Source organism: Actinomadura sp. HBU206391 (assembly GCF_014323665.1).
Taxonomy (GTDB): Bacteria; Actinomycetota; Actinomycetes; order Streptosporangiales; family Streptosporangiaceae; genus Actinomadura_C.
Genome location: NZ_JABVEB010000061.1, coordinates 1 through 24,060, shown reverse-complemented (window position 1 = coordinate 24,060; position 24,060 = coordinate 1). Strand labels below are relative to the sequence as shown.

At 70.1% G+C, this 24,060-nt stretch carries 24 protein-coding genes; 9 read left to right on the top strand and 15 right to left on the bottom strand.

From position 1 onward, the window contains the following. The first annotated feature begins 136 nt into the window (after window positions 1–136). A complete protein-coding gene (locus HKK72_RS19330) occupies window positions 137–1,714 on the top strand; it encodes a vWA domain-containing protein (protein ID WP_187235786.1) in 1,578 nt (525 codons plus the stop codon). 248 nt (window positions 1,715–1,962) lie between these two features. Here HKK72_RS19330 and HKK72_RS19325 read toward each other — a convergent pair whose 3' ends face one another. Continuing rightward, entirely contained in the window at window positions 1,963–2,277 is a 315-nt protein-coding gene (locus tag HKK72_RS19325; RefSeq protein ID WP_187235785.1) for a hypothetical protein, read from the bottom strand. 303 nt (window positions 2,278–2,580) lie between these two features. Here HKK72_RS19325 and HKK72_RS19320 point away from each other — a divergent pair, with 303 nt between their 5' ends. Further along, window positions 2,581–4,005 (top strand): phospholipid carrier-dependent glycosyltransferase, encoded by a 1,425-nt coding sequence (locus tag HKK72_RS19320; protein ID WP_187235784.1) that lies wholly within the window; start codon window positions 2,581–2,583, stop codon window positions 4,003–4,005. Here the strand turns inward: HKK72_RS19320 and HKK72_RS19315 are convergent. The 3 genes from HKK72_RS19315 to HKK72_RS19305 all read right to left on the bottom strand — a co-directional run bounded on the left by HKK72_RS19315 (window position 3,941) and on the right by HKK72_RS19305 (window position 7,246). Then, window positions 3,941–5,428 (bottom strand): CoA-acylating methylmalonate-semialdehyde dehydrogenase, encoded by a 1,488-nt coding sequence (locus HKK72_RS19315; protein WP_187235797.1) that lies wholly within the window; start codon window positions 5,426–5,428, stop codon window positions 3,941–3,943. The genes HKK72_RS19320 and HKK72_RS19315 overlap by 65 nt on opposite strands. 101 nt (window positions 5,429–5,529) lie before the next feature. Next, window positions 5,530–6,846 carry an aspartate aminotransferase family protein gene (locus tag HKK72_RS19310; RefSeq protein ID WP_187235783.1) on the bottom strand — a complete coding sequence of 439 codons (1,317 nt, stop codon included), beginning with the start codon at window positions 6,844–6,846 and terminating at the stop codon, window positions 5,530–5,532. 103 nt (window positions 6,847–6,949) lie between these two features. After that, a complete protein-coding gene (locus HKK72_RS19305) occupies window positions 6,950–7,246 on the bottom strand; it encodes a 4a-hydroxytetrahydrobiopterin dehydratase (RefSeq protein ID WP_315987335.1) in 297 nt (98 codons plus the stop codon). A gap of 96 nt (window positions 7,247–7,342) precedes the next feature. Here HKK72_RS19305 and HKK72_RS19300 point away from each other — a divergent pair, with 96 nt between their 5' ends. Together HKK72_RS19300 and HKK72_RS19295 are read left to right on the top strand one after the other, a co-directional pair. Beyond that, complete coding sequence (locus HKK72_RS19300; RefSeq protein ID WP_187235782.1) at window positions 7,343–8,989, top strand: PucR family transcriptional regulator; 1,647 nt, start codon at window positions 7,343–7,345, stop codon at window positions 8,987–8,989. A gap of 176 nt (window positions 8,990–9,165) precedes the next feature. Further along, entirely contained in the window at window positions 9,166–10,227 is a 1,062-nt protein-coding gene (locus HKK72_RS19295) for a WD40/YVTN/BNR-like repeat-containing protein (protein WP_187235781.1), read from the top strand. Between the two features lie 43 nt (window positions 10,228–10,270). Here the strand turns inward: HKK72_RS19295 and HKK72_RS19290 are convergent, their stop codons facing one another. Both HKK72_RS19290 and HKK72_RS19285 read right to left on the bottom strand, forming a co-directional pair. Next, window positions 10,271–11,533 carry a glycosyltransferase 87 family protein gene (locus tag HKK72_RS19290; protein ID WP_187235780.1) on the bottom strand — a complete coding sequence of 421 codons (1,263 nt, stop codon included), beginning with the start codon at window positions 11,531–11,533 and terminating at the stop codon, window positions 10,271–10,273. A 294-nt stretch (window positions 11,534–11,827) separates the two neighbouring features. Beyond that, window positions 11,828–12,418, bottom strand: coding sequence for a helix-turn-helix transcriptional regulator (locus HKK72_RS19285; protein WP_187235779.1), 591 nt, complete (start codon window positions 12,416–12,418; stop codon window positions 11,828–11,830). Window positions 12,419–12,575: 157 nt separating this feature from the next. On the opposite strand from HKK72_RS19285, the gene HKK72_RS19280 reads away from it, so the two are divergent. Further along, a complete protein-coding gene (locus tag HKK72_RS19280; RefSeq protein ID WP_187235778.1) occupies window positions 12,576–13,091 on the top strand; it encodes a PH domain-containing protein in 516 nt (171 codons plus the stop codon). A gap of 162 nt (window positions 13,092–13,253) precedes the next feature. Next, complete coding sequence (locus tag HKK72_RS19275; protein ID WP_187235777.1) at window positions 13,254–13,520, top strand: DUF1778 domain-containing protein; 267 nt, start codon at window positions 13,254–13,256, stop codon at window positions 13,518–13,520. Window positions 13,521–13,715: 195 nt separating this feature from the next. Here HKK72_RS19275 and HKK72_RS19270 read toward each other — a convergent pair whose 3' ends face one another. Continuing rightward, window positions 13,716–14,459 (bottom strand): GNAT family N-acetyltransferase, encoded by a 744-nt coding sequence (locus HKK72_RS19270; protein ID WP_187235776.1) that lies wholly within the window; start codon window positions 14,457–14,459, stop codon window positions 13,716–13,718. Window positions 14,460–14,580: 121 nt separating this feature from the next. Beyond that, entirely contained in the window at window positions 14,581–14,991 is a 411-nt protein-coding gene (locus HKK72_RS19265; RefSeq protein WP_187235775.1) for an HIT family protein, read from the bottom strand. 87 nt (window positions 14,992–15,078) lie between these two features. On the opposite strand from HKK72_RS19265, the gene HKK72_RS19260 reads away from it, so the two are divergent. Together HKK72_RS19260 and HKK72_RS19255 are read left to right on the top strand one after the other, a co-directional pair. Continuing rightward, entirely contained in the window at window positions 15,079–15,837 is a 759-nt protein-coding gene (locus tag HKK72_RS19260; protein WP_187235774.1) for an ATP-binding cassette domain-containing protein, read from the top strand. Beyond that, window positions 15,834–16,529 (top strand): hypothetical protein, encoded by a 696-nt coding sequence (locus HKK72_RS19255; protein WP_187235773.1) that lies wholly within the window; start codon window positions 15,834–15,836, stop codon window positions 16,527–16,529. Before HKK72_RS19260 ends, HKK72_RS19255 begins: the two co-directional genes overlap by 4 nt. Before the next feature lie 14 nt (window positions 16,530–16,543). On the opposite strand, the gene HKK72_RS19250 is transcribed toward HKK72_RS19255, so the two are convergent. Beyond that, complete coding sequence (locus HKK72_RS19250) at window positions 16,544–17,053, bottom strand: DivIVA domain-containing protein (RefSeq protein ID WP_187235772.1); 510 nt, start codon at window positions 17,051–17,053, stop codon at window positions 16,544–16,546. A gap of 8 nt (window positions 17,054–17,061) precedes the next feature. Beyond that, entirely contained in the window at window positions 17,062–18,261 is a 1,200-nt protein-coding gene (gene rlmN / locus HKK72_RS19245) for a 23S rRNA (adenine(2503)-C(2))-methyltransferase RlmN (RefSeq protein WP_222720883.1), read from the bottom strand. 93 nt (window positions 18,262–18,354) lie between these two features. On the opposite strand from rlmN, the gene HKK72_RS19240 reads away from it, so the two are divergent. After that, the gene (locus HKK72_RS19240) at window positions 18,355–19,506 is read left to right on the top strand and encodes a suppressor of fused domain protein (RefSeq protein ID WP_187235770.1); all 1,152 of its coding nucleotides are present in this window, start codon (window positions 18,355–18,357) and stop codon (window positions 19,504–19,506) included. Between the two features lie 179 nt (window positions 19,507–19,685). Here HKK72_RS19240 and HKK72_RS19235 read toward each other — a convergent pair whose 3' ends face one another. The 5 genes from HKK72_RS19235 to rpsB form a co-directional block, all read right to left on the bottom strand. Further along, window positions 19,686–20,582 carry a phosphatidate cytidylyltransferase gene (locus tag HKK72_RS19235; RefSeq protein WP_261986973.1) on the bottom strand — a complete coding sequence of 299 codons (897 nt, stop codon included), beginning with the start codon at window positions 20,580–20,582 and terminating at the stop codon, window positions 19,686–19,688. 3 nt (window positions 20,583–20,585) lie between these two features. Next, a complete protein-coding gene (gene frr / locus HKK72_RS19230) occupies window positions 20,586–21,143 on the bottom strand; it encodes a ribosome recycling factor (RefSeq protein WP_187235769.1) in 558 nt (185 codons plus the stop codon). A 52-nt stretch (window positions 21,144–21,195) separates the two neighbouring features. Continuing rightward, window positions 21,196–21,972 (bottom strand): UMP kinase, encoded by a 777-nt coding sequence (gene pyrH, locus HKK72_RS19225; RefSeq protein ID WP_187235794.1) that lies wholly within the window; start codon window positions 21,970–21,972, stop codon window positions 21,196–21,198. Window positions 21,973–22,049: 77 nt separating this feature from the next. Next, window positions 22,050–22,886, bottom strand: coding sequence for a translation elongation factor Ts (gene tsf, locus HKK72_RS19220; RefSeq protein ID WP_187235768.1), 837 nt, complete (start codon window positions 22,884–22,886; stop codon window positions 22,050–22,052). 107 nt (window positions 22,887–22,993) lie between these two features. Further along, the gene (gene rpsB / locus HKK72_RS19215; protein ID WP_187235767.1) at window positions 22,994–23,950 is read right to left on the bottom strand and encodes a 30S ribosomal protein S2; all 957 of its coding nucleotides are present in this window, start codon (window positions 23,948–23,950) and stop codon (window positions 22,994–22,996) included. Window positions 23,951–24,060: the final 110 nt, after the last annotated feature.

Here is a 24,060-nt window from a genome sequence, read left to right as displayed (position 1 = left end):
GCCGCAGGCACCGAGCGTACCGATCTCGCGGCGGGCCGGATTCCAGGGTCCCGCCCCGTAGGTCTCGAAAAGGGTACGAGAAGTCTCGGTTCGGTCTCCTGTGCAGCCCGGTTCACCGGCGCGGCGTCGGAACAGCATGAGGATCCGACGCACTGCCCTTGCCGTCACCGCGCTGAGCATCGCGCTCGTCGCCACCGGCTGCTCCGGCGATGGGAGCCGCTCCACCAACGGCGAATCGGGAAAGGCCGCGAGCGCGCCCAAGGCGGGCGCCGATGCCGGCCCGAACCGGCGCCCACCCGGAGAGGGCCGGCCCGGCGAGGCCCCCTCCCGCTACCTGTCCACATTCGCGCTGGACGTCGACACCGCGTCGTACGGCTTCGCCCGCCGGGCGCTGACCGAGGGCCGCCGGCCCGATCCGAGCACCGTCCGCCCGGAGGAGTTCGTCAACCAGTTCCGCCAGGACTACGCGGAGCCCTCGGGGAACGGCTTCTCGGTCGCCGCCGACGGCGGGCGCCTCACCGGCTCCGGTGGCGAGGAGGCCTCCGATGGCGACGTTCGCCTGCTGCGGGTCGGCCTGCAGACCCGTTCGGCCTCGGCCGGCACGCGGCGCGACGCCAACCTCACCTTCGTCGTCGACACGTCGGGCTCCATGGCCGAGCCCGGGCGGCTCGACCTGGTGAAGGACGCTCTGCACACCCTCGTGGACCAGCTGCGGCCGAGCGACTCGGTGGCGATCGTGGCGTACGAGGACGACGCTCGGCTGGTGCGCGAGATGACGCCCGTGGCCCGGAAAGCCGAACTGCACAAGGCGATCGGCTCTCTGTCGGCGGGGCAGAGCACCAATCTCGAGGCGGGCATGGTGCTCGGCTACCAGGCGGCCAGGCGCGGTTTCCGTGAGGGCGTCACCAACCGGGTGATCCTCGCCTCCGACGGGCTGGCCAACACCGGAGCCACCGCCGCGGCCCCCATCCTGCGCCGTGTCTCCGAGGAGGCCGCCAAGGGCATCTCCCTGCTCTGTGTCGGCGTCGGCAGCGACTACGGCGACAAGCTGATGGAGCAGCTCGCCGACAGCGGCGACGGCCGCGCGGTGTACGTCTCCGACCAGGAGAAGGCGCGGAACCTGTTCACCAAGGAGCTGCCGGCGACCGTGGAGCTGCGCGCGCGCGACGCCAAGGCGCAGGTCGGGTTCGATCCGCGGCAGGTGGAGTCCTACCGGCTGATCGGGTTCGACGACCGGGGACTGAAGAACGAGGACTTCCGCAACGACGCGGCCGACGGAGGCGAGATCGGTCCGGGCCACGCGGTGACGGCACTGTTCGCCGTACGGCTCAAGCCGGACGCCGAAGGACACCTCGCCGACGTCACCGTGCGCTGGACGGACCCGGACACGCGCGAGGCACAGGAGACCGGGCGGACCGTCACCGTGGCCGATCTCGCGCCCGGGCTGTGGACGGCCGGTTCGCCTCGGCTGCGGGTCTCGGCGGCCGCGGCGTTCTTCGCCGAGAACCTCCGCGACGGACACCCCGGCTACCAGCCGCAGACCCCGTACGTCACGCCGTCGGCGGGCCCGTTCGTCTCCCGAGGGCTGGTGCCGGGAGAGCCGCGGGTCGGCCTTGACGAGCTGGCCGGCCGGGTGACCGAGCTGGCCTCGACGACAGAGGACGACGACGTGGCCGAGCTCCGCGATCTCATCCGCCGCGCGCGCGAGGCGTGATCCGCAGAAGCGCGCTTCCCGTGATCATGCGATGGTCCCCCGGGGGCATGGGGACCATCGCATGATCACCGCAGGTTGGCCTCGACACGCTGCAAAGACACGCTTCTGACGAGACACCGCCACGGGCCCGGGCAGCAGTGGGTGCGCGTCCGCGCCACACACGGAGGTTGGTGGAGGGGATGTGGCGCGGTTCCTGCTGCCCGGAGCCGCAGCGGCACCGGTGGTGTGGCCAGGTTGGGGACAGCGGATCACCTTGAGACGCTGCCTGGCCACGCGGCCACCGGCACCCGGCGGAACGGCGGGGTGGCGGCGCCGTCCAAGCGGAGGAGATGAGGGGGACGCCTCCCCTTCTGCCGGGGGTTGTCCAGGATCACGGCGTACTGCATCACCTCGATGCGCGCGATGAGGTTTGCGGCGGTCTCCGCCTCGACGAAGTCGCCGACGTCTCGATCGTCCGGTGGCAGCGCCCACCAATGGCCGGTGAACAGACCGAACCAAATGGTCCAGCGTGGATAGCGCCTCCGAAGCACATCCATCTCGGCGGCGCGGTCGTCAGCAGGCATGACACCGCTCCCTGCGACCAGGGCCTTTACAGCTTTCGCCCCATATCAATCAAGACAGTCATACTGTGTCGCATGACACACTTCGGGTCAAGCACTGTAGAAATTATTTACGCCCATTGAAAAGGCGGAAACCTAGTGGCAAACACCTCACAGGCCGCAACTCAATGAGCCGGACTCAGTAACTCGCGGTCATTGTTCGTTCACCACGATGTCATCTGGGCCGGTTACCGTGACCGCCCTCATATGATGATCAAAATGGCGCTCCAGCGCACAATCTGGATGAAGCAGGGGACAGTTAGTGCTTTGCGACATCATGGGGTATTCGCCCTAGCCCTGCTCGGCGGAGCGCTGATCCGCCTGGTCACCATGCTCGGATATCCGGGCGTGCTGTGGTTCACCGGCGACTCCTACTTCTACCTGGGCGGAGCTCTGCGGCCATGGCCGTCGCCCAGCAAGACGCTCGGGTACTCCTTCATGCTGTGGCTGCTCGAGCCGTTCCACAGCCTGACCCTCGTCGCGTTCCTGCAGCACCTCATGGGGCTCGCGGTCGCCGTGATGGTCTACGCGCTGCTGCGGCGTGCCGGCCTGCCCGGGTGGGCGGCCACGCTGGTCACCCTCCCGGTCCTGTACGACGCGTACCAGATCCAGCTCGAGCACCTGCTCATGGCCGAGTCGATCTTCACCTTCCTGATCGCCGCCGCCGTCACCCTCGTCCTGTGGCGGCGCCGCCCGCTGTGGTGGGTGGCACTGTTCGCCGGGCTGCTGCTCGGTTATGCGGTGCTCGTGCGCACAGCGGGCGCGGCGATGATCCCGGTCGCCGTCGGATGCCTGGTCGTCCGCCGGGCGGGATGGCGCGCCTGCGCCGCCGCCCTCGTGGGCGGTGTGGTGCCGCTCGCCGCCTACGCGCTGTGGTTCCACTCCGCGCACGGCACGTACGGACTGACCCTGAGTGACGGGATCTACCTGTGGGGCCGCACGTCGACGTTCGCCGACTGCGACCGGATCCGGCCACCGGCTCAGGAGCGAAAGCTCTGCCTGCACGACCGTCCGGAGGACCGGATCGCCCCCGGCACCCTCATCTGGCGAAAGGAGGTGCCGCCCCGGCGGCTGCGCGGCGGCCCGGTGGACCCCGGGAACAACGATCTGCTGCGCGGCTTCGCACTGCGCGCGATCGTGGCCCAGCCGCTCGACTACGCGGGCGCCGTCGCTCGCGGCGTCGGCATGGCGGTGAGCCCGCACCGGATCGGGCACCCGAACCCCGGCACCGAGAGCCTGTACCACTTCCGGGACCGGCCCCAGCTGTTCCCCGCCGGCAAGTCGTGGGCCGGGGGCGGCACCGCGCTCAGTGACGCGCGGGCCTACGGCGGGGATACGCCGAGCCGGGTGGTCGAGCCGAACGCCGGGCGGATGCGCTGGTATCAGGAACACCTCTTCCTGCCCGGCCCGGCGCTCGGCGTGCTGCTGGTCGCCGGGGCGGCCGGGATCGTCGTCGCGCGCGGCCGGCGGACGGAGGCGCTGACGGCCTGGTCGGCGGCGGTGACGCTGCTGGTGTTCCCCATCGCCACCGCCGACTTCGACTACCGGTACGTGCTGCCCACGCTGCCGTTCGCCTGCCTCGCCGCCGGCCTCGCCCTCACGCCGGCCCGGGAGTTCGGCCCTCGGGTCAGCCGTTGGTGGGGAAGCCGAGGTTCACGCCGCCGTGACTCGGATCCAGCCACCGAGCCGTGACGGCCTTGGTCCGCGTGTAGAAGTGCACGCCCTCCATCCCGTGGGCGTGGCTGTCACCGAACAGCGAGGCCTTCCACCCGCCGAAGGAGAAGTAGGCCATCGGCACCGGGATCGGCACATTGATCCCGACCATGCCGACCTCGACCTCGTTCTGGAACCGCCGGGCGGCGCCGCCGTCGCTCGTGAAGATAGCCGTGCCGTTGCCGTACGGGTTTCCCGCGATCACTGCCATGGCCTCGTCGTAGGAACCCGCCCGCACGACCGACAGCACCGGTCCGAAGATCTCGTCCCGGTAGCAGTCCATCTCCGGCGTGACGTGGTCGAGCACCGACGGGCCGAGCCAGAAGCCCTCTCCGCGCTCGCCGAGCACCGGAGTCTCGCGGCCGTCGATGGCGAGGGTCGCGCCCTGCCCGACGCCGCCGTCCAGATAGGACGCGACCTTGTCGCGGTGCTGACGCGTGACGAGCGGCCCCATCTCCGAGCGCTCGTCGTCGCCCGGGCCGATCCGCAGCCTGGCCACCCGCTCGCCGATCTTGGCCATCAGCTCGTCGCCCACCGGGTCGACCGCGACCACCACCGAGATGGCCATGCAGCGTTCACCGGCCGAGCCGAAGCCCGCCGACACCGCCGCGTCGGCCGCCAGGTCGAGGTCGGCGTCGGGCAGCACCACCATGTGGTTCTTCGCGCCGCCGAGCGCCTGGACGCGCTTGCCGCCGCGCGCGGCGGTCTCGTAGATGTAGCGCGCGATCGGAGTCGACCCGACGAAGCTGACGGCCTTGACGTCGGGGTGCTCCAGGAGCCCGTCGACGGCGGCCTTGTCGCCGTGGAGGACGTTGAACACGCCGTCCGGCAGACCGGCCTCGGCCCACAGTTCGGCGATCCGGATCGACGCCGAGGGGTCCTTCTCCGACGGCTTCAGCACGAAGGTGTTCCCACAGGCGATGGCGACGGGGAACATCCACATCGGGACCATGGCCGGGAAGTTGAACGGCGTGATGCCCGCCACCACCCCGAGCGGCTGCAGGATCGAGTAGGCGTCCACGCGCGAGGAGACGTTCTCCGAGAAACCGCCCTTGAGCAGGTGCGGGATGCCGCAGGCGAACTCCACGACCTCGAGGCCGCGCGCCACCTCGCCGGCCGCGTCCGACTCGACCTTGCCGTGCTCGGAACTGATGATCTTCGCCAGCTCGCCCCTGTGGGCGGTGAGCAGCTCACGGAACCTGAACAGGATCTGGGTACGCCGGGACAACGACGCGTCACGCCAGCCGGGGAACGCCGCCTTCGCCGCCGCGACCGCGGCGTCGACGTCCGCCGGCGCGGCGAAGTCGACAGCGCCGGCCACCCGGCCGGTCGCGGGGTTGAAGATCTCGCCCTGCCGCTCCGCTCGCGCGTCGGACGGCTTGCCGTTGATCCAATGCGTCACGTGCCTCGTGGCCGAACCGTCGGTCGTGGCGTTCTGGGTCGTCGTGTTCTGGGTCGTGTTCTGGGTCGTCGCGTGCTGGGGCGGGCCGCCGGCCGCTGCGCTCACTGGGTCACTCTCACTTCACGGTCGATCTCTTCGAGGGCGTCCACCAGGATGCCGAGGCCCTCCTTGGCCTCCGCGTCGGTCAGGGTCAACGGCGGGGCCATGCGCAGCACGTTGCCGTACAGGCCGCCCTTGCCACCGAGCAGGCCGCGTTTCCTGGTCTCCTCCATCATGCGCGCCGCGAGCGCCGGGCTCGGCTCACCCGTGGCCGGGTCGACCAGTTCGACGGCGAACATCAGTCCCTTGCCGCGCACGGCGCCGACCACCGGCAGCCCCCTGGCCGCCTCGCGCAGGCCCTCGAGGATCAGCGAGCCGGTGCGCGCGGCATTGGCCTGGAGGTCGTGGTCCAGGACGTAGTCGAGCGTGGCGTTGGCCGCCGCCATCGAGATCGGGTTGCCGCCGAAGGTCGAGAGCCCGACCGCGTGCAGGGAGTCGAGCAGATCACCGCGGGCGACCACGCCGCCCACGGCGAACCCGTTGCCCAGGCCCTTGGCGAACGTCATCGCGTCCGGCACGACGCCGTGGTCGACGATCCCCCAGAAGCTCTGGCCGGTGCGACCCCATCCGGTCTGCACCTCGTCGGCGACGAACAGGATGCCGTTCTCGTCCAGCACGTCCTTGTAGGCAAGGAACAGCCCGTCGGGCGGCATGGTGAAGCCGCCGACGCCCTGGATCGGCTCGGCGATGAGACACGCGACGTCGCCGCCGGTCGCGGTCGCGAGCACGTGCCGGAGGTCCTCTACGCAGACCTTGATGTAGTCGGAGTCCGAGAGCCGCGCGAACTGCGGCAGATGCCGATCGGCCCCGTGCAGGAAGTGCACGTTCAGCGGCGAGTAGGAGTTGTTCTTCCAGTTCCGGATGCTCGTCACGCCGATCGCGCCGAAGGACCGGCCGTGGTAGCTCTGCCGCATGGCCAGCACCTGGTCGGTCTTGCGCGCGTACGTCGCCAGGAGTAGTGCGGTCTCGTTGGCCTCGGTGCCCGAGTTGGTGAAGAAGACCTTGGCGTCCTTGATCCCGGACAGCCTCGCGATCTTCTCGGCCAGCTCGACCTGGCCGCGCAGCAGGTAGGCGGTGGACGTGTGCACGACGCCGGTGCCGAGCTGACGCTCGACCGCGTCGCGCACCTCGGCGACGTCGTAGCCGATCATGTTCGTCAGGATGCCCGCGAAGAAGTCGAGGTAGGTGTTGCCCTCGGCGTCGGTCACACGGTTGCCCTTACCGCGGACGATCTCGATGGGGTGGTCGTAGTAGAGCGCCACCCAGTTCGGGATGACAGCGCGGTGACGTGCCAGGAGGTCCTCTGTGCGATCCGACATGGGGGAATTCTTCCCTTCCGGCCCCTGTGGGGCCAGAGGCACAGTGACGGACTTGCGCCCTGACGGGTTACACGGTGTCAGGCGTCCGCACGAGACCAGAGGATCATCGGAGAGCGTCGAGAGACCGCGCCAGCCGGAAGTCGAACGGCGTGAGCCCGCCGGCCGCGTGCGTGGAGAGGGTCAGCGTGACCTTGTTCCACTGGATCGTGATGTCAGGGTGATGGTTCTGCGCCTCGGCGACCTCCGCGACCCGGTTGACGAAGTCCATGGCCCCGTTGAAGTCGGCGAGCTTGACCGTCGTGACGATGGCCTCGCCGGCGCGTTTCCACTCAGGGAGATCCGTCAGCTCACGTGCGATCGCCTCGTCGTCGAGCAGCTCCATGTTCCGAGCCTCGCACACCGCCGGACTCCCGGTCCACCGCGGTTGTCAGGGTGTAAGCCGATGTACCGGGCGGCTTGACAGCATGTCGAGACCCATCGCTTAGTATCGCGGTAGATGCTTCCCACCTTGGCCGACTTCCTCAAGCTAGAGCCGGTGCGACGCGGCCAGCCGCGCGTGGTCGCGGGCGCCGACCGGCTGGACGCACGGGTCCGGTGGGTGCACGTCGCCGAGGTACCGGACGTCGCGCATCTGCTGCGCGGCGGTGAACTCGTGCTGACCACGGGCATCGCGCTGCCCGACGAGCCGGAACGGCTCCGGATCTACGTCGCGGAACTCGCCCGGGTCGGGGTCAGCGGGCTCGTGGTCGAGCTCGGCCGGCGCTATGCGAGCGAGCTGCCGGGCGCGCTGGTCGCCGCCGCCGAGGAGTACGGCCTCCCGGTCATCGCGCTGGCCCGGGAGACGATCTTCGTTGACGTCACCGAGGCGCTGCACGCCCGGATCATGGACGCTCAGCTCACCGAACTTCGTGCCTCCGAGCAGATGCACGAGATCTTCACCCAGCTGTCCGTCGAGGGCGCTTCGCCCGGCGAGGTCGTCCGGCAGGTCGCCTCCATCAGCGGCCGGCCGGTGGTGCTGGAGAACTTCTCCCATCAGGTGCTGGCGGCCGACTCGGCCGGCACCGACACCACCGACCTGCTGTCCACGTGGGAGACCCGCTCCCGGGTGGTGCGGCCCGAGGGGCGCACGGCCTTCGACGACGCCTCGGGCTGGCTGGTCACCGTTGTCGGCGCACGGGGCGAGGACTGGGGGCGGCTCATCATCCTGTGCGGCGCCGCCCCGTCGTCACGCGATGTCGTACTGGTCGAGCGGGCCGCCACCACGCTGGCCCTGGGACGCTTGCTGGACCAGCACGCCGAGAGCCTGGAACGCCAGGCGCACGGCACGATCATCGCCGGCATCCTGGCGCACACCTACTCCGATCCCCGCGAGGCCGCGGCGCGGGCCCGCGCCCTCGGGGTGCCCCTCTCCGGGCGCCGGCTGCTGGGCGTGGTGGTGCGCCCACGCCGCCCGGACCCGGGCGATCGATCCGCCGCGCTCCACGGCCCGGCACCGCTGCCGGAACGGCTGACCGAACTCGCCGAGGCGACCGCCGCCGCGAGCCGCGAGGTGAACCTGGCCGCCCTGGTCGGCGTACTCGGCGAGGGCACCACCGAGGGGCGGGTGGGCGTGCTCGCGTCACTGCCCGCGCGTGCCGAGGTGGAGGAGATCCTCGGCGAGGTCGGCTCCCGGCTGCGCAAGCAGTTCGGGCAGGGTTACGTGATGGCCACCGGATCGGTGGTCGAGTCGATCCGGGACGTGCGCCGCTCGTTCCTCGAGGCCGAGCAGGTCGCGGACGTCGCCGCCCGCGGCGCCGGCGACCGGCCGTTCTACCGGCTGCCCGACCTGCGGCTGCGCGGTCTGCTGCATCTGCTGCGCGACGACGCGCGGCTGCAGACCTTCGTCGAGAGGGAGCTCGGGCCCCTGCTGGAGTACGACGCGGAGCGCGACACGGACCTGGCGCACATCCTGGCGCTCTATCTGGACAGCGGCCGCAACAAGGCCGTCGCCGCCCAGCAGGCCCATCTGTCCCGCCCCGCCTTCTACGAACGGCTGCGCCGGATCGCCCGGGTGCTGAACGTGGACCTCGACGACGTCGAGTCCTGCGCGTCCCTGCACGTCGCCCTGCTCGCACTGGATTCCGTACGCCGCGAACCAGGCTGAGGCGTCTCGGCCGTCGCCCGGTCACCCGCCTGTGCTTTGCGTAACATGGGCTACAGACGCCGGCCGAACCCGTCGGCTGCATCTGGCAGCAGCCATGACAGCGGCACCTCTACCCGATCCTCAGCTGGATCTCCAGCCTATGGACCTGATGATCCCTTTGGCGTAGCTTTCGCGGCATGAGGCAGCCACGGATCTTGCTCGCCACCGCCCTCGGCGCGGCCCTGTCCGTCCCCCTCGCGCTCCCCGCGACGGCGGCGACAGGCGCACCGCGACCTGCCAGGCTGAGCTGGGAGATCGAACCGACCGGCAGTACGGCGCGGCTGCGCGGCCTGGCCGCCGTGAGCCGGGACGTCGCCTGGACCTCGGGCAGCGCGGGCACCGTTCTGCGCACCACGAACGGCGGCCGCACCTGGCGGAACGTCGCGCCTCCCGGCACCGGGGACCTGGAGTTCCGCGACGTGGAGGCGTTCGACGCCGACAACGCCGTGTTGCTCTCGATCGGCGAGGGCGAGGCCTCCAGGATCTACCGGACGTCGGACGGCGGCAGGAGCTGGGACCTGACGTTCCGCAACGACGATCCCAGGGCCTTCTACGACTGCGTCGCGTTCTCCGGCCGCAGGCGTGGCCTGGCCGTGAGCGACCCGGTGGACGGTCGGTTCCGAATGCTCTCCACCCGGGACGGCGGACGGAGCTGGAAGGTACTGCCGTCGGCGGGCATGCCTCAGGCCCTGCCAGGCGAATTCGCCTTCGCGGCCAGCGGCCAGTGCCTGGTCGCCAAAGGCCGGGACTTCTGGCTGGCGAGCGGTGGCGGCGCCCAGGCCCGGGTCTTCCACTCCCGTGACCAGGGACTCACGTGGACCGTGAGCGCCTCACCGCTGCCGAGCAGCGAGGCGCAGGGCATCTTCGCACTGGCGTTCCGCGACGCCCGCCACGGCATCGCGGTGGGCGGTGACTACCGCCCGGACGTGCCGTCACCGGACGCCACCGCGACCACGGCCGACGCAGGCCGCCGGTGGGTCCTCGCGCCCAGGCCGCCGGAGTCCTACCGGTCCGGCGCCGCCTGGCTCCAGGGCTTCGCGGCGATCGCCGTGGGCCCGACCGGCAGCGACGTGAGCCTCGACGGCGGGCGCACGTGGCGGCGGTTCGACACGGGCAGTTTCGACACCGTCGACTGCACGTCGCACGGCGCCTGCTGGGCCTCGGGCGAGCAGGGCCGGGTGGCCCGACTGCGGTCGTGACGCCCGGGAGCGCCCGGCCACGAGCGGCGTGGCGGACCGGCCGTCAGGCCGCGCCCACCAGCTCGGGTGTGGTGGCCGGCGGTGGTTTCGACGGCACCCCGCCCATCCGGCGCCGAGCCCACGGCATGGCGATGACGAGGAGCGGGATGACGTAGACCGAGCTCACGGCCCACCAGCGATGGTTGATCCACCACTGCGTATCGTCGAACTGCGTGAGGTAGATGTAGCCGAGCCCGGCCCACAGTGCCGACGCGCCCATCGCCAGCGGAGCCCATCGAGTCGGTCTCGCCACGAGGAACGGGACGAACCAGAGCAGGTACTGCGCTCCCATGCGCGGTGTCACGACCATGAAGATCAAGAGCATGGCAAGGGTCATGTCGACCCGGTCACCCCGCCGCCACAACCAGGCGACGATCGCGAGACTGGAGTAGAGCACGATCTGCCCGATCTGGGAGTACGTGGGCTTCAGCTCCCAGTTCCCGCCGGTCAGCACCGCGGTCCAGCCCCACTCGCCCACGATGGGACGGACCCCGCCGAGGTATTGCGCGACGTTCAACAGGCTCTTCAAGGTCGTGTGCACGAACAGCGGCTGGGTGACGAGGAACAGCAGAGGCACCGCGCCCGCCGCGACCAGCCCGTAGAAGCGCTGCCGCCAGGTCGGCAGCATCGAGAGCACCACCGGCAGCAGGATGATGGGCCAGCTCTTCGCCGACAACGCGAGGCCGAACAGCGCCCCGGCGCCTAGGCATCTCAGCAGCCAGCGTGCGGATTCGGACGCCTCGTGAGCCGATCGGGCCGAGCGCGCCGTCACGTACGCGGCGACGAGGAACACCAGGGCCACCGGCTCGACCTGCGAGTGGATGACCGCGACCATCAGCGCGATCGGATTGCAGGCGTACTGGAAGCGGGCGAGCGCCTCGTGCCTGCCGGCGAGCCGCCCGACGAGCACGATGAGCACCACGTCGGCGGCGACGGTGATCAGCCGCCCGCTGATCTCCCACGGGATGCCGAGCGACATCGGCAGCACATAGGCGTAGGGGATCATCGGTAGGAAGTGCCACGCGCCCTCTGTGGTGAGGACGGGGTCCTGCCCGGCCATGACCGCCTCGGCAGCGGGCTTGAAGCTCTCCATGAAGTCGACCGGCTGCCAGGAGTCGGCCGCCGCGAAGATCAGCAAAGACAGCCGGAGACCGATACCGACGGCGAGAGCGACGCGCAACGACGGCCGCCAGCCGCGCCACTGCGCGATCAACGCGAGCGCGAAGGCACCGACGAGTATGAGCGTCGTGAGAAAGGGGTGATCCATTGCAGGTCAAGATTGCCATGGATGTGGTCGCAGCGCATTGATCGAGACTGATTTCACAGAGAGTTCTCAGCTTGGCGCACGCCCACAAGCCATATCAATGCGTGCGGCATGCACTTCCCGCACTACGGCTTGATCGTCAGCGAAGGGTTCACGGACTCCCCGCCGGCCCTCGGCCTCTCGGTCGCTCGCGCCACTCGGGCCGGCTCCGCCGTGGGCAGGTCTGGACCGCCCCGTGCCGCTCCGTGCCGCCGGAACGAGGCCGGCGGCACGGACTAGTGGCCGGGCGGAGGCGCGCTAGGCCGCGGCCCTCCGCTGGAAGGGCAGGAAACGCTCGGCGAGGTGCGCACGCGCCGGACTGCTCGTCGGTTCGACCGCCAGCACCCGGTCGAACCGGAACGCCCGGATTCCGCGGCGGAGCCGGCACCAGCCCACGAGATACCAGTGGTCGCGGTGCACCAGGCAGGTGACGGGCTCGACGTAGCGAACCGAGTGCGTCCCCTTGGCGTCGCTGTAGTGCAGGCGAACGGCGAGCCGCTCGCTGATCCCGGCGGCCAGGACCTTCGCCCGCTCGGCGGTGTCACCGTCGAGAGGCGTGGTCAGGGTCGCGAGCGTGACGGCGATGAGCTCATCGGAGCCGGTACGAGTGTCGCCGGAGTCGGCGGCGAGGTCGCGCGGGGCATGGGCGGCGAACGGCTCGTCGGGCTCCGCGTCGAGCAGCCGGCTCAGCGCCCGGCGGGCCACGGCGGCCTGCGGCCCGGTGCCGAGATGGGCGAGGGACAGCGCGAGAGCGGCGATCTCGGCGGCCGTCAGCGGACTGATGTTCGAGGTCGTCGACGTCGTCCGGGTCGGGGTCGGCGGGGTGGCGTGCAGTGCGACGTTGGCCATGACTCGATAATACGTTCGATCCCTGACATTATGCAGGGGTAACGATGGGTGTCTTCGTACCCGCCGAAGTGCGGTTCGGCCTCCGCGGACGGCCGGAGCTGAGTTACGGTTGAGCCGGATGGATCATGGCTGACCAGGCGAGGCGGTCCTACCTCACATGAACCTGAACGACCTGATGGTCATCCGTGACATCGGTACGCGCACCATCGACAAGTACCTGATGTCCTACGAGGGCAAGCCGGTCGCCGTGCGAAGGCATCCGGCGGTGCTGTTGCGGCCCGTCGGCGAGGTCACCGCCGGGCTGATCGTCGCCGGATTCGCCAGCACCACGATCGGCGGGGGCCCCGCGTTCATCATCTGGTGGCTCTGGCTGGCCCTGCTGGTCCGGCTGACGTGGAAGGTCTTCGCGTGGTCGCTGGAGTTCTTCATCGTCACCGAGCATCGCGTGATGCTGATAACGGGTGTGCTCAACCGCAAGGTCGCGATGATGCCCCTCGCCAAGGTCACCGACATCGCCCTCGAACGTCCCTTCGTCGGCCGCATCATCGGTTACGGCACCTTCGTCATGGAGTCCGCAGGTCAGGACCAGGCGCTGCGGGAGGTCGAATACATGCCCTATCCCGAGCAGCTCTACCTCGAGGTCTCCTCGGTCATCTTCCCGGTGCAGGATTAGGCGCGGGGGCGAGCGCAGGCCGGGCGGACTGCCAGGGCCGCCGATTTCGACCGCCCCAACGGGATTCGGTCACCCGAAAGATACGGCGCCGTCATAATCACCGCCGACAGGGGTAGCGCCATTTGAGGCCTGGGTTACGTCTGCGAGCAGAGGAGACCGGTCATGACGGCATCGGCTCAACACCATCTCCCGTTTTCCGGTGACGACGGGATAATCGGCATCCGGACCACCGCGGACCAGGACGTCCTCATCCGCAGGGCGGCCGAGCTGTCCGGCTGGACGGTGAGCGAGTTCGTCCTCTGCGCAGTGCTCGACCGCGCCGAACGCGATGTGCACACGCACGCCGCGGTGACCGGTTGGGAGAACGCGGCGCCGACCCCCGTACTCGAACCCGTTGACAGCGTCGTGCGACTTCTCGGCGAGATCTGAACCACCACGGCCGGAGACGGTCGGGGACGGTCGGAGACGGCCGCGGCAACGCACGCCGTCGCCGCTTACGGCCGAGGCCGAATCATGGCGGGTAAAGCCGATAATCGGCTGCGCAAGCACGGCGAACACATTCATCGCGGTAATGGCGAATGACATCTGTTCCCGCTTATGGCCCACGGATCGGGCCGGCGCACCTCACGTCGCCGCCGGCACCTCGTGTGCGCGGGACGTCGGCCACAACGGCACACCGGCCGGAGTCTGCTTCACCCGGTCCCGGAAGGCGAGGTAGTCCGGGTCGTTCAGCACCGCCTCTTCGCCTTCGCAGGAGCGCATGTATCCGTCCGTGAAGGCGAGCAGATCGTCGACGGGCACCACGGCGTCCTCGGCGGCGAAGCAGATGAGCAGCATCCCGTGGACCCTCGCGAGCCCGGGGCGCAGCGCGGGCTGGAAGTACGGGAGCGGCAGCAGCCGCCAGCCGGTACGTCCGTACATCCGCAGGCGGGCCACCGGGTCTCCGTAGGGGCCGGGAGCGTACGAGCGCGGATCCTCCACCTCGGCGAGGATCGCCACCGGATCGTTGGCCGCGCGCCACCGTGGCAGCACGTGGGCGAGCAGGGCACTCCCGATCCCCTGGCCGCGCAGGTCAGCGCGTACGGCCAGGTAGGCGAGCAACATGATCCCGCTGACCGAGTCGAACTCGCCGAGGGCGCCGGCCACCGGCTCGCCGGAACGCATCGCGAGGGTGCCCTGCGCGCCGGGCAGCGGGGTCTGATACGCGGTGCGCATGAGGTCGAAGCCGGTCAGCTCGTCGGGCCGGAACGACGGCTCCATCACGTCTCGGTAGAAGCGTTCAAGGGTGGCGGCGTCGACGTCCACGCAGTCGACGAAGGCGACCTCGTCCGCGTCCGTGGCGGATCTCCATGATCCCTCTGCTGTCATAGGCCCATCGTTGCCCCACCCGCCGCCCTTGGCCACCCCGGGTCCGGATTCCCGGATCCCGGATCCGGCCGGCCCGGACGAGCCTGGCCTGCGTGATCGGCAAGGGGTCCGGCACAGCGGATCACAGCGCGTTCCGCAGTCGCTCCGCGTACTCGGCGGCCTCCTGCTCGGAGGCGTACTTGCGCCGCGGCCAGAAGAAGCCGCGCAGCCCGTCCTTGCGGTTGCGCGGAACCACGTGGACATGAAGGTGCGGCACGCTCTGACTGATCCGGTTGTTCATGGCGACGAACGAGCCGGCCGCGCCGAGTTCGGTCTCCATCGCCCCCGCCAGCCGCTGTGCCTGCGCGAAGAACGGGCCGATCGCCTCCGGCGGCAGGTCCGGCAGCGTCTCCAGATGGGTTCGCGGCACCAGCAGCGTGTGCCCCTCGAACAGCGGCCGCGCGTCCAGGAAGGCCACCGCGTCGCCCGTGTCGAGCACGATGTGCGCCGGTCGCTTTCCCTGGACGATCTCGCAGAACACGCAGGCTTCCATGACCGGCATTGTGCCGCTTCGAGTGACCGGCACGGCCCCCGGACCGCTGACGGCGCGCTTACGAGTCCGCCGGTAGGGTTCCCCGCTATGCGCCTGAACAGCGTCGGCTACCGCTACCACCGCCGGTCCGAATGGGTGCTCCGCGACGTCACCCTCACGCTGACACCAGAGCGGATCACCGAGGTGACGGGCCCCAACGGCGCCGGCAAGTCGACCCTGCTCCGGCTGCTCGCCGGGATCCTGCGACCCCGGCGGGGCGAGCTGGAGGGCCGGCCGGCTCGGGTGGGTTACGCGCCCGAGCGGTTTCCCGTGGACCAACCGTTCACGGTTCGCGGCTATCTCTCCCATATGGCGCAGATGCGCAGGGCCCCGACCGCACGTGTCGGAATGTGGGCGGAACGGCTGCGGTTCGGCGAGCTCCTCGACGAGCCGTTGCGCGAGCTGTCGAAGGGCAGCGCGCACAAGGTGGGGCTCGCCCAGGCGCTGCTCGGCGACCCGGAGCTGCTCGTGCTGGACGAGCCGTTCGCCGGGCTCGACGCGGCCGTCCGGGCGGAGCTGCCCGCCCTGCTCGCCGAACTGCGTTCGGGCGGCGCGATCGTGGTGGTCAGCGACCACCAGCAATGCCTGCGGCTCCTGCCGGGGATCGACCGTCTCCAGGTGGCCGGCCGCACCGTCACCCGCGCCCCGTCCGCCCCTGAGCGGCTCACCGACGTCGGCACCCCGAGCGGGGAGGATCCGGACGCCGAACAGGCGATCATCGAGGTGGTCGTTCCCGCCGACCAGGCCTCGACGGTGCTCGCAAAGCTCCAGGCCGACGGCTACACAGCGAGGGAGCAGCAGCCGTGACGGCACTGATCCGGTTTCATCTGTCGGGTTACGTGAGGTCATTGCGGGTGCTGCAGCCGGTTCTCGCGGTCTTCCTGCTGGTCTCGGTCGTACTGGTGAACGGCCCGGCCGGGCTCGACCGGGCCACGACCATGAAACTGCACATGGGCGGGTACGCCGACGTGGCCGCGTTCCTCTTCACGATCTGGGCATGGGCCGCACGGGGCGTGCTCGACACCGAACCCGACCGGCAGCGGGAACTCTGCGCGCTCGCGGTGGGCCGGCGCACGGCGATGGCCGCGGGCCTGCTCGCCGCCTACGTCGTCAACCTCGGCCTGGCCGGCATCGCCCTGGCGGTGCCGGTCGGCCAGGGAATCAGCGCCGGTGTCAGCGGTGGGACGCTGCCCGCCGCGGTGGCGCTCCATCTGGTGGTGGCGGTGCCCGCGACGCTCGTGGGGGCCTTGACCAGCCGGGCGGTGCTGCCGTCCACGGCGGTGTCGATCCTGGCTCTGCTGGGCGGCTGCCTTGTGCTCCTGATACTGAGCATGGGCCCGCTGGCCTGGCTGTCGGTGCCGATGATCGGGTGGCTGCGCGCGGCCCACGACGGGCCGGCCGCGCTCACCGCCGCGCTCCCCGGGCTCGCGGCGCACATCGCGGCCTGGTCGGCCGTGGCCGCGGCCGGTTACGCCTGGGCGCGGCGGGCCCGTACGTGAAGTGAGGTACGGGCTCAGCCACCGTCGAGCGCGGAGGCCAGCTGGACGAGGAAGGCGTCGACCTCCCGCTCGGTATAGCCAGGGCCGAACTTGACGGTGCGGAACACGCACTCGCGCACGTCGGTGGCGCTCACGGGCGGGGCCACACCGCGCAGACCGGCTACCACCCGGTCGAGGAACGCGTCCACGTCGCGCACGTCATAGCCGGGCCGCATCCGTACCCCGGTGAACTGCGCGTTCTGGACCCAGTCGATCAGCCAGCCCTGCCGCACCTGGGGCCGCTTCGGCCGCGACGGCCTCGGGCCGCTCGCCGCCAGCCGCCGGATGTGCTCGTGCAGCGCCTCGTCGACCGCCCGGCGGTCGTACCCGCGGGTGGCCACGTCGAAGCGGCTCGCCCGGATCTCGTCAGCGGTGACCGGCGCGGTCTGCGGCGATCCGGGGGCGGCGACCCCCGCGATGCGATCGAGGACCGCGTCGACCTGCGCGCGGTTGTAACCGCGCAGCACCACCGGGAAGCGCGACATGGGGCTCCTCAGGTCTGGGTGGCGGCGGCCAGCTGCCCGCACGCCCCGTCGATCTCCCTGCCACGGGTGTCCCGAACCGTGACGGGCACGCCGTGTGCCTCAAGCCTCGCGACGAACTCCTTCTCGTCACGTGGGCGGGAAGCCGTCCACTTGGACCCCGGCGTCGGGTTCAAGGGGATGAGGTTGACATGCACGAGCTTTCCGCGCAACAGCCGGCCGAGCAGATCGGCCCGCCATGCCTGGTCGTTGATGTCCCGGATCATCGCGTACTCGATCGAGACCCGCCGGCCGGTCGCCGCCGCGTAGGCCCAGGCGGCGTCGAGCACCTCGGCGACCTTCCACCGGGTGTTGATCGGTACGAGTTCGTCGCGCAGTTCGTCGTCGGGCGCGTGCAACGAGACGGCCAGCCGTACGGACAGCTTCTCGGCGGTCAGCTTCTCGATCGCCGAGACGAGTCCCACGGTCGACACCGTCACCGATCTCTGCGAGATGCCGAGGCCGCCCGGAGCGGGATCGGTGATGCGCCGCACCGCCCCGAGCACGGCCTTGAAGTTGGCGAGCGGCTCGCCCATGCCCATGAAGACGATGTTGGAGATCCGCCCGGGCCCCCCGGTGATCTCGCCGCGGGCCAGCGCACGTGCGCCGGCGGCCACCTGCTCGACGATCTCGCCTGTGGACAGGTTGCGGGTGAGGCCCGCCTGCCCGGTCGCGCAGAACGGGCAGTTCATGCCGCAACCGGCCTGGGAGGACACGCACATGGTGATCCGGTCCGGATAACGCATCAGCACGGACTCGATCAGTGTTCCGTCGAAGGCCTTCCACAGCGCCTTGTGCGTCCTGCCGCCGTCGCAGGTCTGGGTCCGCACCGGATTGAGCAGGGTCGGCAGCAGCTCACCCGCGAGCCGGTCGCGCACGGCGGCGGGCAGGTCCGTCATGGCCGCCGGGTCGTCGACCAGGCGCGCGAAATAGTGCCGGGAGAGCTGATCGGCGCGGAACGGCTTCTCACCGAGCGCGGCGACGGCCTCCCTGCGTTCGGCCGGGCTGAGGTCGGCGAGGTGCCTGGGCGGCTTCGCCCGGCGTGGAGCGGCGAACGTGAGCAGCCCCGGCGGCGGCGGAGTGCCCCGCTTCGGACCGTCCGCGTCCGCGATATCGGGACTCGGGCTCTCCGGGCCGGGGGTGCGCGGCGTCGGGGCGGCTGGACTCGGCATGGCTGACATCACCCGTCAGTGTCTCAAACAGAGCGAGGTGCTCTGGCCAAAGGCGTCCCTCCACGTGCGGGGACTGCACTAAAGTCATGATCTATGCCGGTATTGCGCAGGGGCCCCGCTTCGCCCAAGGCTTCTGCGACCCAGGTCGTCATCAGCGACACGAGCCCGTACCAGAGCCGCAGGCTGTCGGTGGAGACCGACGGCACGACGACGGTCGCCTACCTCAGGGACTCGCGCGACACGATCGTGGGCGCGGTCTGGCTGGCCAACCATGAGGCGGCGCCGCAGAGCGTCGACCTGGAGCGCCTTGAGGCAGGACTGCCGCCGACCATGCCGGCGGCCGGGACCAAGCACCCAGCGGGCAGGCCCGCCTTCGACGCGGCCGCCCTCGAGGTCGTGTGGTTCCAGGAGGGCGACGGAGCCGCGGTGCTCGAAGCCGGCGATCCCCTGTGCGTGATCCCGGTGTGGTCGGACATGACCCGGGGCATCCCGGGGTACAGCCGCGACGCCATCGCCCAGAGCCCCTTCGCCATCCCGCTGGACGAGGAGATCGAGGAGTTCGGCCCGCGGATCCGGGAGGCCAGGGCCTATTGGGGCTGGCGTGCCGACGAGGGCTCCTGGGCCGGATTCCAGCAGTCCGCTCTCGGCCACCTGCTCGGCCGGCTCGGCCCCGGTGGCCACTACTGGCACGACGTGGGCAGGCAGTCACGCGGCGGCGCGGCCCCGGTGCCGATCGTGGGAGTGACCGAACGGCCGCAGCAGACGGACCGTCCCTACTCCGTGCTCAGCACGATCGGGATGAGCTGCCAGCGGATGCCGACGATCGAGCTGTACGAGGACGACGTCTCGCCGCTCTCCCGCATCGAGCTCGCCGTGGCCACCACGCTGCCGAGCCAGCGGGCGGGCAGCGTGTTCCCCTGGCTGGCGCAGTACCCATGGCGATCGGTCACCTGGTTCGCGCCGGGCGACGTCGTGAAGTGGTACCACGAGGCCCGTACGTTCCCGCTCAACGGCTCGGGCGCGGAGGACTCGCCTTTCGAGGGCGTGCTGCTGCTCGACGACCCCACCCGGCTGCCCGGGCCGTACGCGCCGGATCTGTCCGGGTTCACCGTCGGCGACGATCCGGTCAAGTGGCTGTGGCTGGTCCCGATCACCGATGAGGAACGGCGGTACGCCAAGGCGCAGGGGTCGAACGCCCTGATCCGGCGCCTCGCCCAGCAGGGCCGCAGCTGGCTCGTGCAGTAGCCGCAGGCGCTGCCCCTGCCCCCTGTACGGTCTGGCCGTGCCACCTGTACGGTCCCGAACCTGCCTGGCGGCTCGGTGACCTCAGAGGCGGTCGGTGTTGACCTCAGGGGGTCGGGCGACTCAGGGGTGGTCCTGCGGCCGCTCCCGCCCGCGGTGGCCGCCGTGCCGACGACCGGAGGTCAGATCCCGAACACCTGCAGCGCGATCCACACGATCGGGACGCTGGCCAGCAGCGAGTCGAGGCGGTCCATGACGCCGCCGTGCTCGGGCAGCAGATTGCCGAGGTCCTTGACGCCGAGGTCCCTCTTGATCATGGACTCGATGAGGTCGCCGAGGGTCGCGGAGCACACCACGGCCACGCCCAGGACGGCGCCCTGCCAGATCTGCCCGTCGAGCAGCCAGGGCATCAGCCATGCCCCGACCAGCATGCAGGCGACGGCCGAACCGGCCAGGCCCTCCCAGGTCTTCTTCGGGCTGATGGCCGGCGCCAGCTTGTGCCTGCCGAGGAACGTCCCGGCGAAGAAGCCGCCGATGTCGCTCGCCACCGTGATCGCGATGAAGGTCACGACGCGCTCGGCGCCGTCCCCGGGCTCGAGCAGGAGTACCGCGAACCCGCCGAGGAAGGGGATGTACGCGGCGGTGAAGATGCCCGCGGTGACGTCGCGGACGTAGTCCTCGGCGCCGGCGGCCATCCGCCAGACGAGGAGGACCAGGATCGTCAGCGCGAAGGATCCGATCAGTCCTTCGGCCCCGTAGACGTACGAGGTCACCAGCATGGCCAGGCCGCCGACGGCCAGCGGGATCAGCGGGACGCGAATGTCACGAGCCGCGAACGCGTCGGTCAGCTCCCGCACCGCGAGGCCGAGGAACACGACCAGGACGGCGAGAAAGATCTCTTTACGCGTGTAGAGGGACACCACCACGAGGGCGCCGAGCCCGGCCCCGACGCCGATGGCGATGGGGAGGTTGCGGCCGGGACCGCGCTTCTTGCCCGGCGGTCGTTTCCCGTCCGCTGCGTCGGACTCCTGCGAGTCCTCGCCGGACGGATCCGACTCCCGGGCCTGTTCCAAGGCCAACCCCTATACCTCGAGCAGCTCGGCCTTCTTGTGCTCGAGCAGGTCGTCGATCTTCGCGACGTACTTGTGCGTCGCGTCGTCGAGCTCCTTCTCGGCACGCCGAACCTCGTCCTCGCCGGCCTCGCCGTCCTTGGACAGCTTGTCCAGCGTGTCCTTGGCCCGCCGCCGGATGTTGCGGATCGAGATCTTGCTGTCCTCGGCCTTGCCGCCCGCGACCTTGATGAACTCGCGGCGACGCTCCTCCGAGAGCTCGGGGAAGATCACCCGGATGACGTTGCCGTCGTTCGTCGGGTTCACGCCCAGGTCGCTGTCGCGGATGGCCCTCTCGACCGCGCCGAGCGACGACCGGTCGAAGACCTGCACGATCACCATGCGCGGCTCGGGCGTCGTGAAGGACGCCAGCTGGTTGATCAGCGTCGGCGTACCGTAGTACTCCGCAGTGATCTTATTGAACATCGCGGGCGTGACCCGGCCGGTCCGGATGGCGGCGAAGTCGTCCTTGGCGACCGCGACCGCCTTCTCCATCTTCTCCTCGGCCTCGAGGAGGATCTCGTCGATCACTTCGGCTCCCGTCGCGCGTGTAGTTGTCGTGCCTGCCCTCGGCCTCGGCCGGTCAGCCGTCGGCGGGGCCGACCAGCGTGCCGATCTTCTCACCTCGGACGGCCCGGATGATATTGCCCTGTCCCATCAGATCGAACACGACGATGGGCAGCCCGTTGTCCATGCAGAGGCTGATGGCCGTGGCGTCCATGACCTTCAGGCTCCGGCGCAGGACCTCACCGTAGTCCAGCCGGTCGAACTTCACCGCGTCCGGATTCGTGCGCGGGTCGGCGTCATAGACACCGTCCACCTGGGTCCCCTTGAGCACGGCTTCGGCACCGATCTCGAGCGCCCGCTGCGCGGCCGACGTGTCGGTGGAGAAGAACGGCTGGCCCAGGCCCGCACCGAAGATCACGACTCGGCCCTTCTCCAGGTGCCGGATGGCGCGCCGCGGGATGTACGGCTCAGCGACCTGTCCCATCGTGATGGCGGTCTGCACCCGGGTGTCGAGTCCGAGCTTCTCACAGAAGTCCTGCAGCGCCAGGCAGTTGATGACGGTGCCCAGCATGCCCATGTAGTCCCCGCGGGCCCGGTCCATGCCCCGCTCGGACAGCCGGGCCCCCCGGAACATGTTGCCGCCACCGCAGACGACCGCGACCTGCACGCCGTCGCGTACGGCGTCCGCGATGGCCTGGGCGACGTGGTGCACGACCGCCGGGTCGATTCCCAGCGGCTCGGCTCCTGCGAAGGCCTCTCCGGAGAGCTTGAGGAGCACGCGCCGCCAACCGTGCGGCGCCGGAGACGACGACGAAGAGGCCGCCGTCGTGTCAGTGGTTGTGGTCTCCTGCACGGCGGCGGCCTCCTCGGTCACGTACTGCTTGATGTGGGACTCCCTCAGCTTCAGGATGTCTCCTCAGCCGAAGGCGTTCAGAGTTGACCCACCTTGAAGCGGGCGAACCGCTTGACCTGGACCCCGGCCCCGTCGAGGACCTTGGCGATCGTCTTCTTGCCGTCCTTGACGAACGCCTGCTCCAACAGGACGAAATCCTTGAAGTAGGCGTTGACGCGGCCTTCAACGATCTTCGGGATCGCCTGCTCGGGCTTGCCCTCGTCGCGGGTGATCTGCTCGGCGAGCGCCCGCTCCTTCTCGATCGCCTCGGCCGGGATCTCGTCCCGGGTGAGGTACTTCGGCGACATCGCGGCGATCTGCTGCGCGATGTCCTTGGCCACCTCGGCGTCGGCCTTGTCCAACTCGACCAGCACGCCGGTGGTCGGCGGCAGCTGCGGGTCGGACTTGTGCAGGTAGCTGGTCACGTAGACGCCCTGGAAGCGGGCGAAGCGGCGAAGCTCGACCTTCTCGCCGATCTTGGCGCCGTTCTCCTCGATCAGCAGCTGCACGGTCTTGCCGGGCTCGATCTCAGTGGCGAGCAGGCTCTGGGCGTCGGTGGCGTCACTCGACGCCACGAATGCCGCGATCTTGTTCGCCAGCTCGATGAACCGCTCGTTCTTGGCGACGAAGTCGGTCTCACAGTTGAGCTCGAGCAGGACCCCGTCGGTGTCGCCGTTGAAGTGCGTCACCACCAGGCCGTTGCCGGCGGTGCGCTGAGCGCGCTTGCCGACGTCCTTGGCGCCCTTGAGGCGCAGGAGCTCGACGGCCTTGTCGAAGTCGCCCTCCGCCTCCTCGAGGGCCTTCTTACAGGCCATCATCCCCGAGCCGGTCAGCTCCCGGAGCCGCTTGACGTCCGCGGCGGTGAAGTTCGCCATCGTTTTCGCTGTCTCTCTCGTCGAATTGTGCGGCCTCCGGCGGCCCCCGTATGGGGCCGCCGGGACCAAGACTCAGATCAGGCGTGCTGAGGTCGGCGAGCCGAGCCTCAGGCGCGCTCTCCCTCGGCGACCGGCGCCTCGGCTGAGGCGGCGGGCACGGCGACCTCGTCGGCTGCGGCCTCGGCCGGTGCCTCGTCGGCCGGCGCCTCGGCGGCCGGCTCTGCCGAAGCCTCCGCCGCGGGCTCGGCCGGCGCCTCGGTCTTCTCTTCGTCGTCCTTCTTGCCCTCGAGCAGCTCGCGCTCCCACTCGGCCAGCGGCTCGGTCACCGCGCCGCCCTCGGCGGGCTTCTCGTCGCCACCGGCGGCCGCGCCCGCACGGGCGATCAGGCCGTCGGCGACCGCGTCGGCCACCACGCGGGTCAGGACGCTGACGCTGCGGATCGCGTCGTCGTTGCCCGGAATCGGGTAGTCGACCTCGTCGGGGTCGCAGTTGGTGTCGAGGATGGCCACGACCGGGATGTTCAGCTTGCGGGCCTCGTTGACGGCGATGTGCTCTTTCTTGGTGTCAACGATCCAGATGGCGCTGGGCACCTTGGCCATGTCGCGAATACCGCCGAGCGTGCGCTCCAGCTTGTCCTTCTCGCGCTTGAGGCCGAGCAGCTCCTTCTTGGTCATGCCGGAGCCGGCCACGTCGTCGTAGTTGATCTCCTCGAGCTCCTTGAGGCGGGTGAGCCTCTTGTGCACGGTGGAGAAGTTGGTGAGCATGCCGCCCAGCCAGCGCTGGTTGACATAGGGCATGCCGACGCGCAGCGCCTGGTCGGCGATGGCCTCCTGGCCCTGCTTCTTGGTGCCCACGAAAAGGATCGAGCCGCCGTGTGCGACCGTCGCCTTGATGAACTCGTAGGCACGGTCGATGTGCGACAGCGACTGCTGCAGGTCGATGATGTAAATGCCGTTGCGCTCGGTGAGGATGAAGCGCTTCATCTTCGGGTTCCAGCGGCGAGTCTGGTGTCCGAAGTGCACGCCGCTCTCGAGCAGCTGCCTCATGGTGACGACGGGTGCCATGCCCGTGTTCTCCTGTCCGGCCCAGTACGGGCCAATTTCGGTTACCTGTTGCGCCCGGACCCGCCCCGCCGCGGCTGGGCCGCGGACCTGGAGGCGTGCCCCACCGGAAT

Coding starts and splice junctions, on each gene's coding strand:
- HKK72_RS19330 (WP_187235786.1), top strand. CDS start 137: ATGAGGATCCGACGCACTGCCCTTGCCGTCACCGCGCTGAGCATCGCG.
- HKK72_RS19325 (WP_187235785.1), bottom strand. CDS start 2,277: ATGCCTGCTGACGACCGCGCCGCCGAGATGGATGTGCTTCGGAGGCGC.
- HKK72_RS19310 (WP_187235783.1), bottom strand. CDS start 6,846: ATGTCGGATCGCACAGAGGACCTCCTGGCACGTCACCGCGCTGTCATC.
- HKK72_RS19300 (WP_187235782.1), top strand. CDS start 7,343: ATGCTTCCCACCTTGGCCGACTTCCTCAAGCTAGAGCCGGTGCGACGC.
- HKK72_RS19295 (WP_187235781.1), top strand. CDS start 9,166: ATGAGGCAGCCACGGATCTTGCTCGCCACCGCCCTCGGCGCGGCCCTG.
- HKK72_RS19290 (WP_187235780.1), bottom strand. CDS start 11,533: ATGGATCACCCCTTTCTCACGACGCTCATACTCGTCGGTGCCTTCGCG.
- HKK72_RS19285 (WP_187235779.1), bottom strand. CDS start 12,418: ATGGCCAACGTCGCACTGCACGCCACCCCGCCGACCCCGACCCGGACG.
- HKK72_RS19280 (WP_187235778.1), top strand. CDS start 12,576: ATGAACCTGAACGACCTGATGGTCATCCGTGACATCGGTACGCGCACC.
- HKK72_RS19275 (WP_187235777.1), top strand. CDS start 13,254: ATGACGGCATCGGCTCAACACCATCTCCCGTTTTCCGGTGACGACGGG.
- HKK72_RS19270 (WP_187235776.1), bottom strand. CDS start 14,459: ATGACAGCAGAGGGATCATGGAGATCCGCCACGGACGCGGACGAGGTC.
- HKK72_RS19265 (WP_187235775.1), bottom strand. CDS start 14,991: ATGGAAGCCTGCGTGTTCTGCGAGATCGTCCAGGGAAAGCGACCGGCG.
- HKK72_RS19260 (WP_187235774.1), top strand. CDS start 15,079: ATGCGCCTGAACAGCGTCGGCTACCGCTACCACCGCCGGTCCGAATGG.
- HKK72_RS19250 (WP_187235772.1), bottom strand. CDS start 17,053: ATGTCGCGCTTCCCGGTGGTGCTGCGCGGTTACAACCGCGCGCAGGTC.
- rlmN (WP_222720883.1), bottom strand. CDS start 18,261: ATGCCGAGTCCAGCCGCCCCGACGCCGCGCACCCCCGGCCCGGAGAGC.
- HKK72_RS19240 (WP_187235770.1), top strand. CDS start 18,355: ATGCCGGTATTGCGCAGGGGCCCCGCTTCGCCCAAGGCTTCTGCGACC.
- tsf (WP_187235768.1), bottom strand. CDS start 22,886: ATGGCGAACTTCACCGCCGCGGACGTCAAGCGGCTCCGGGAGCTGACC.
- rpsB (WP_187235767.1), bottom strand. CDS start 23,950: ATGGCACCCGTCGTCACCATGAGGCAGCTGCTCGAGAGCGGCGTGCAC.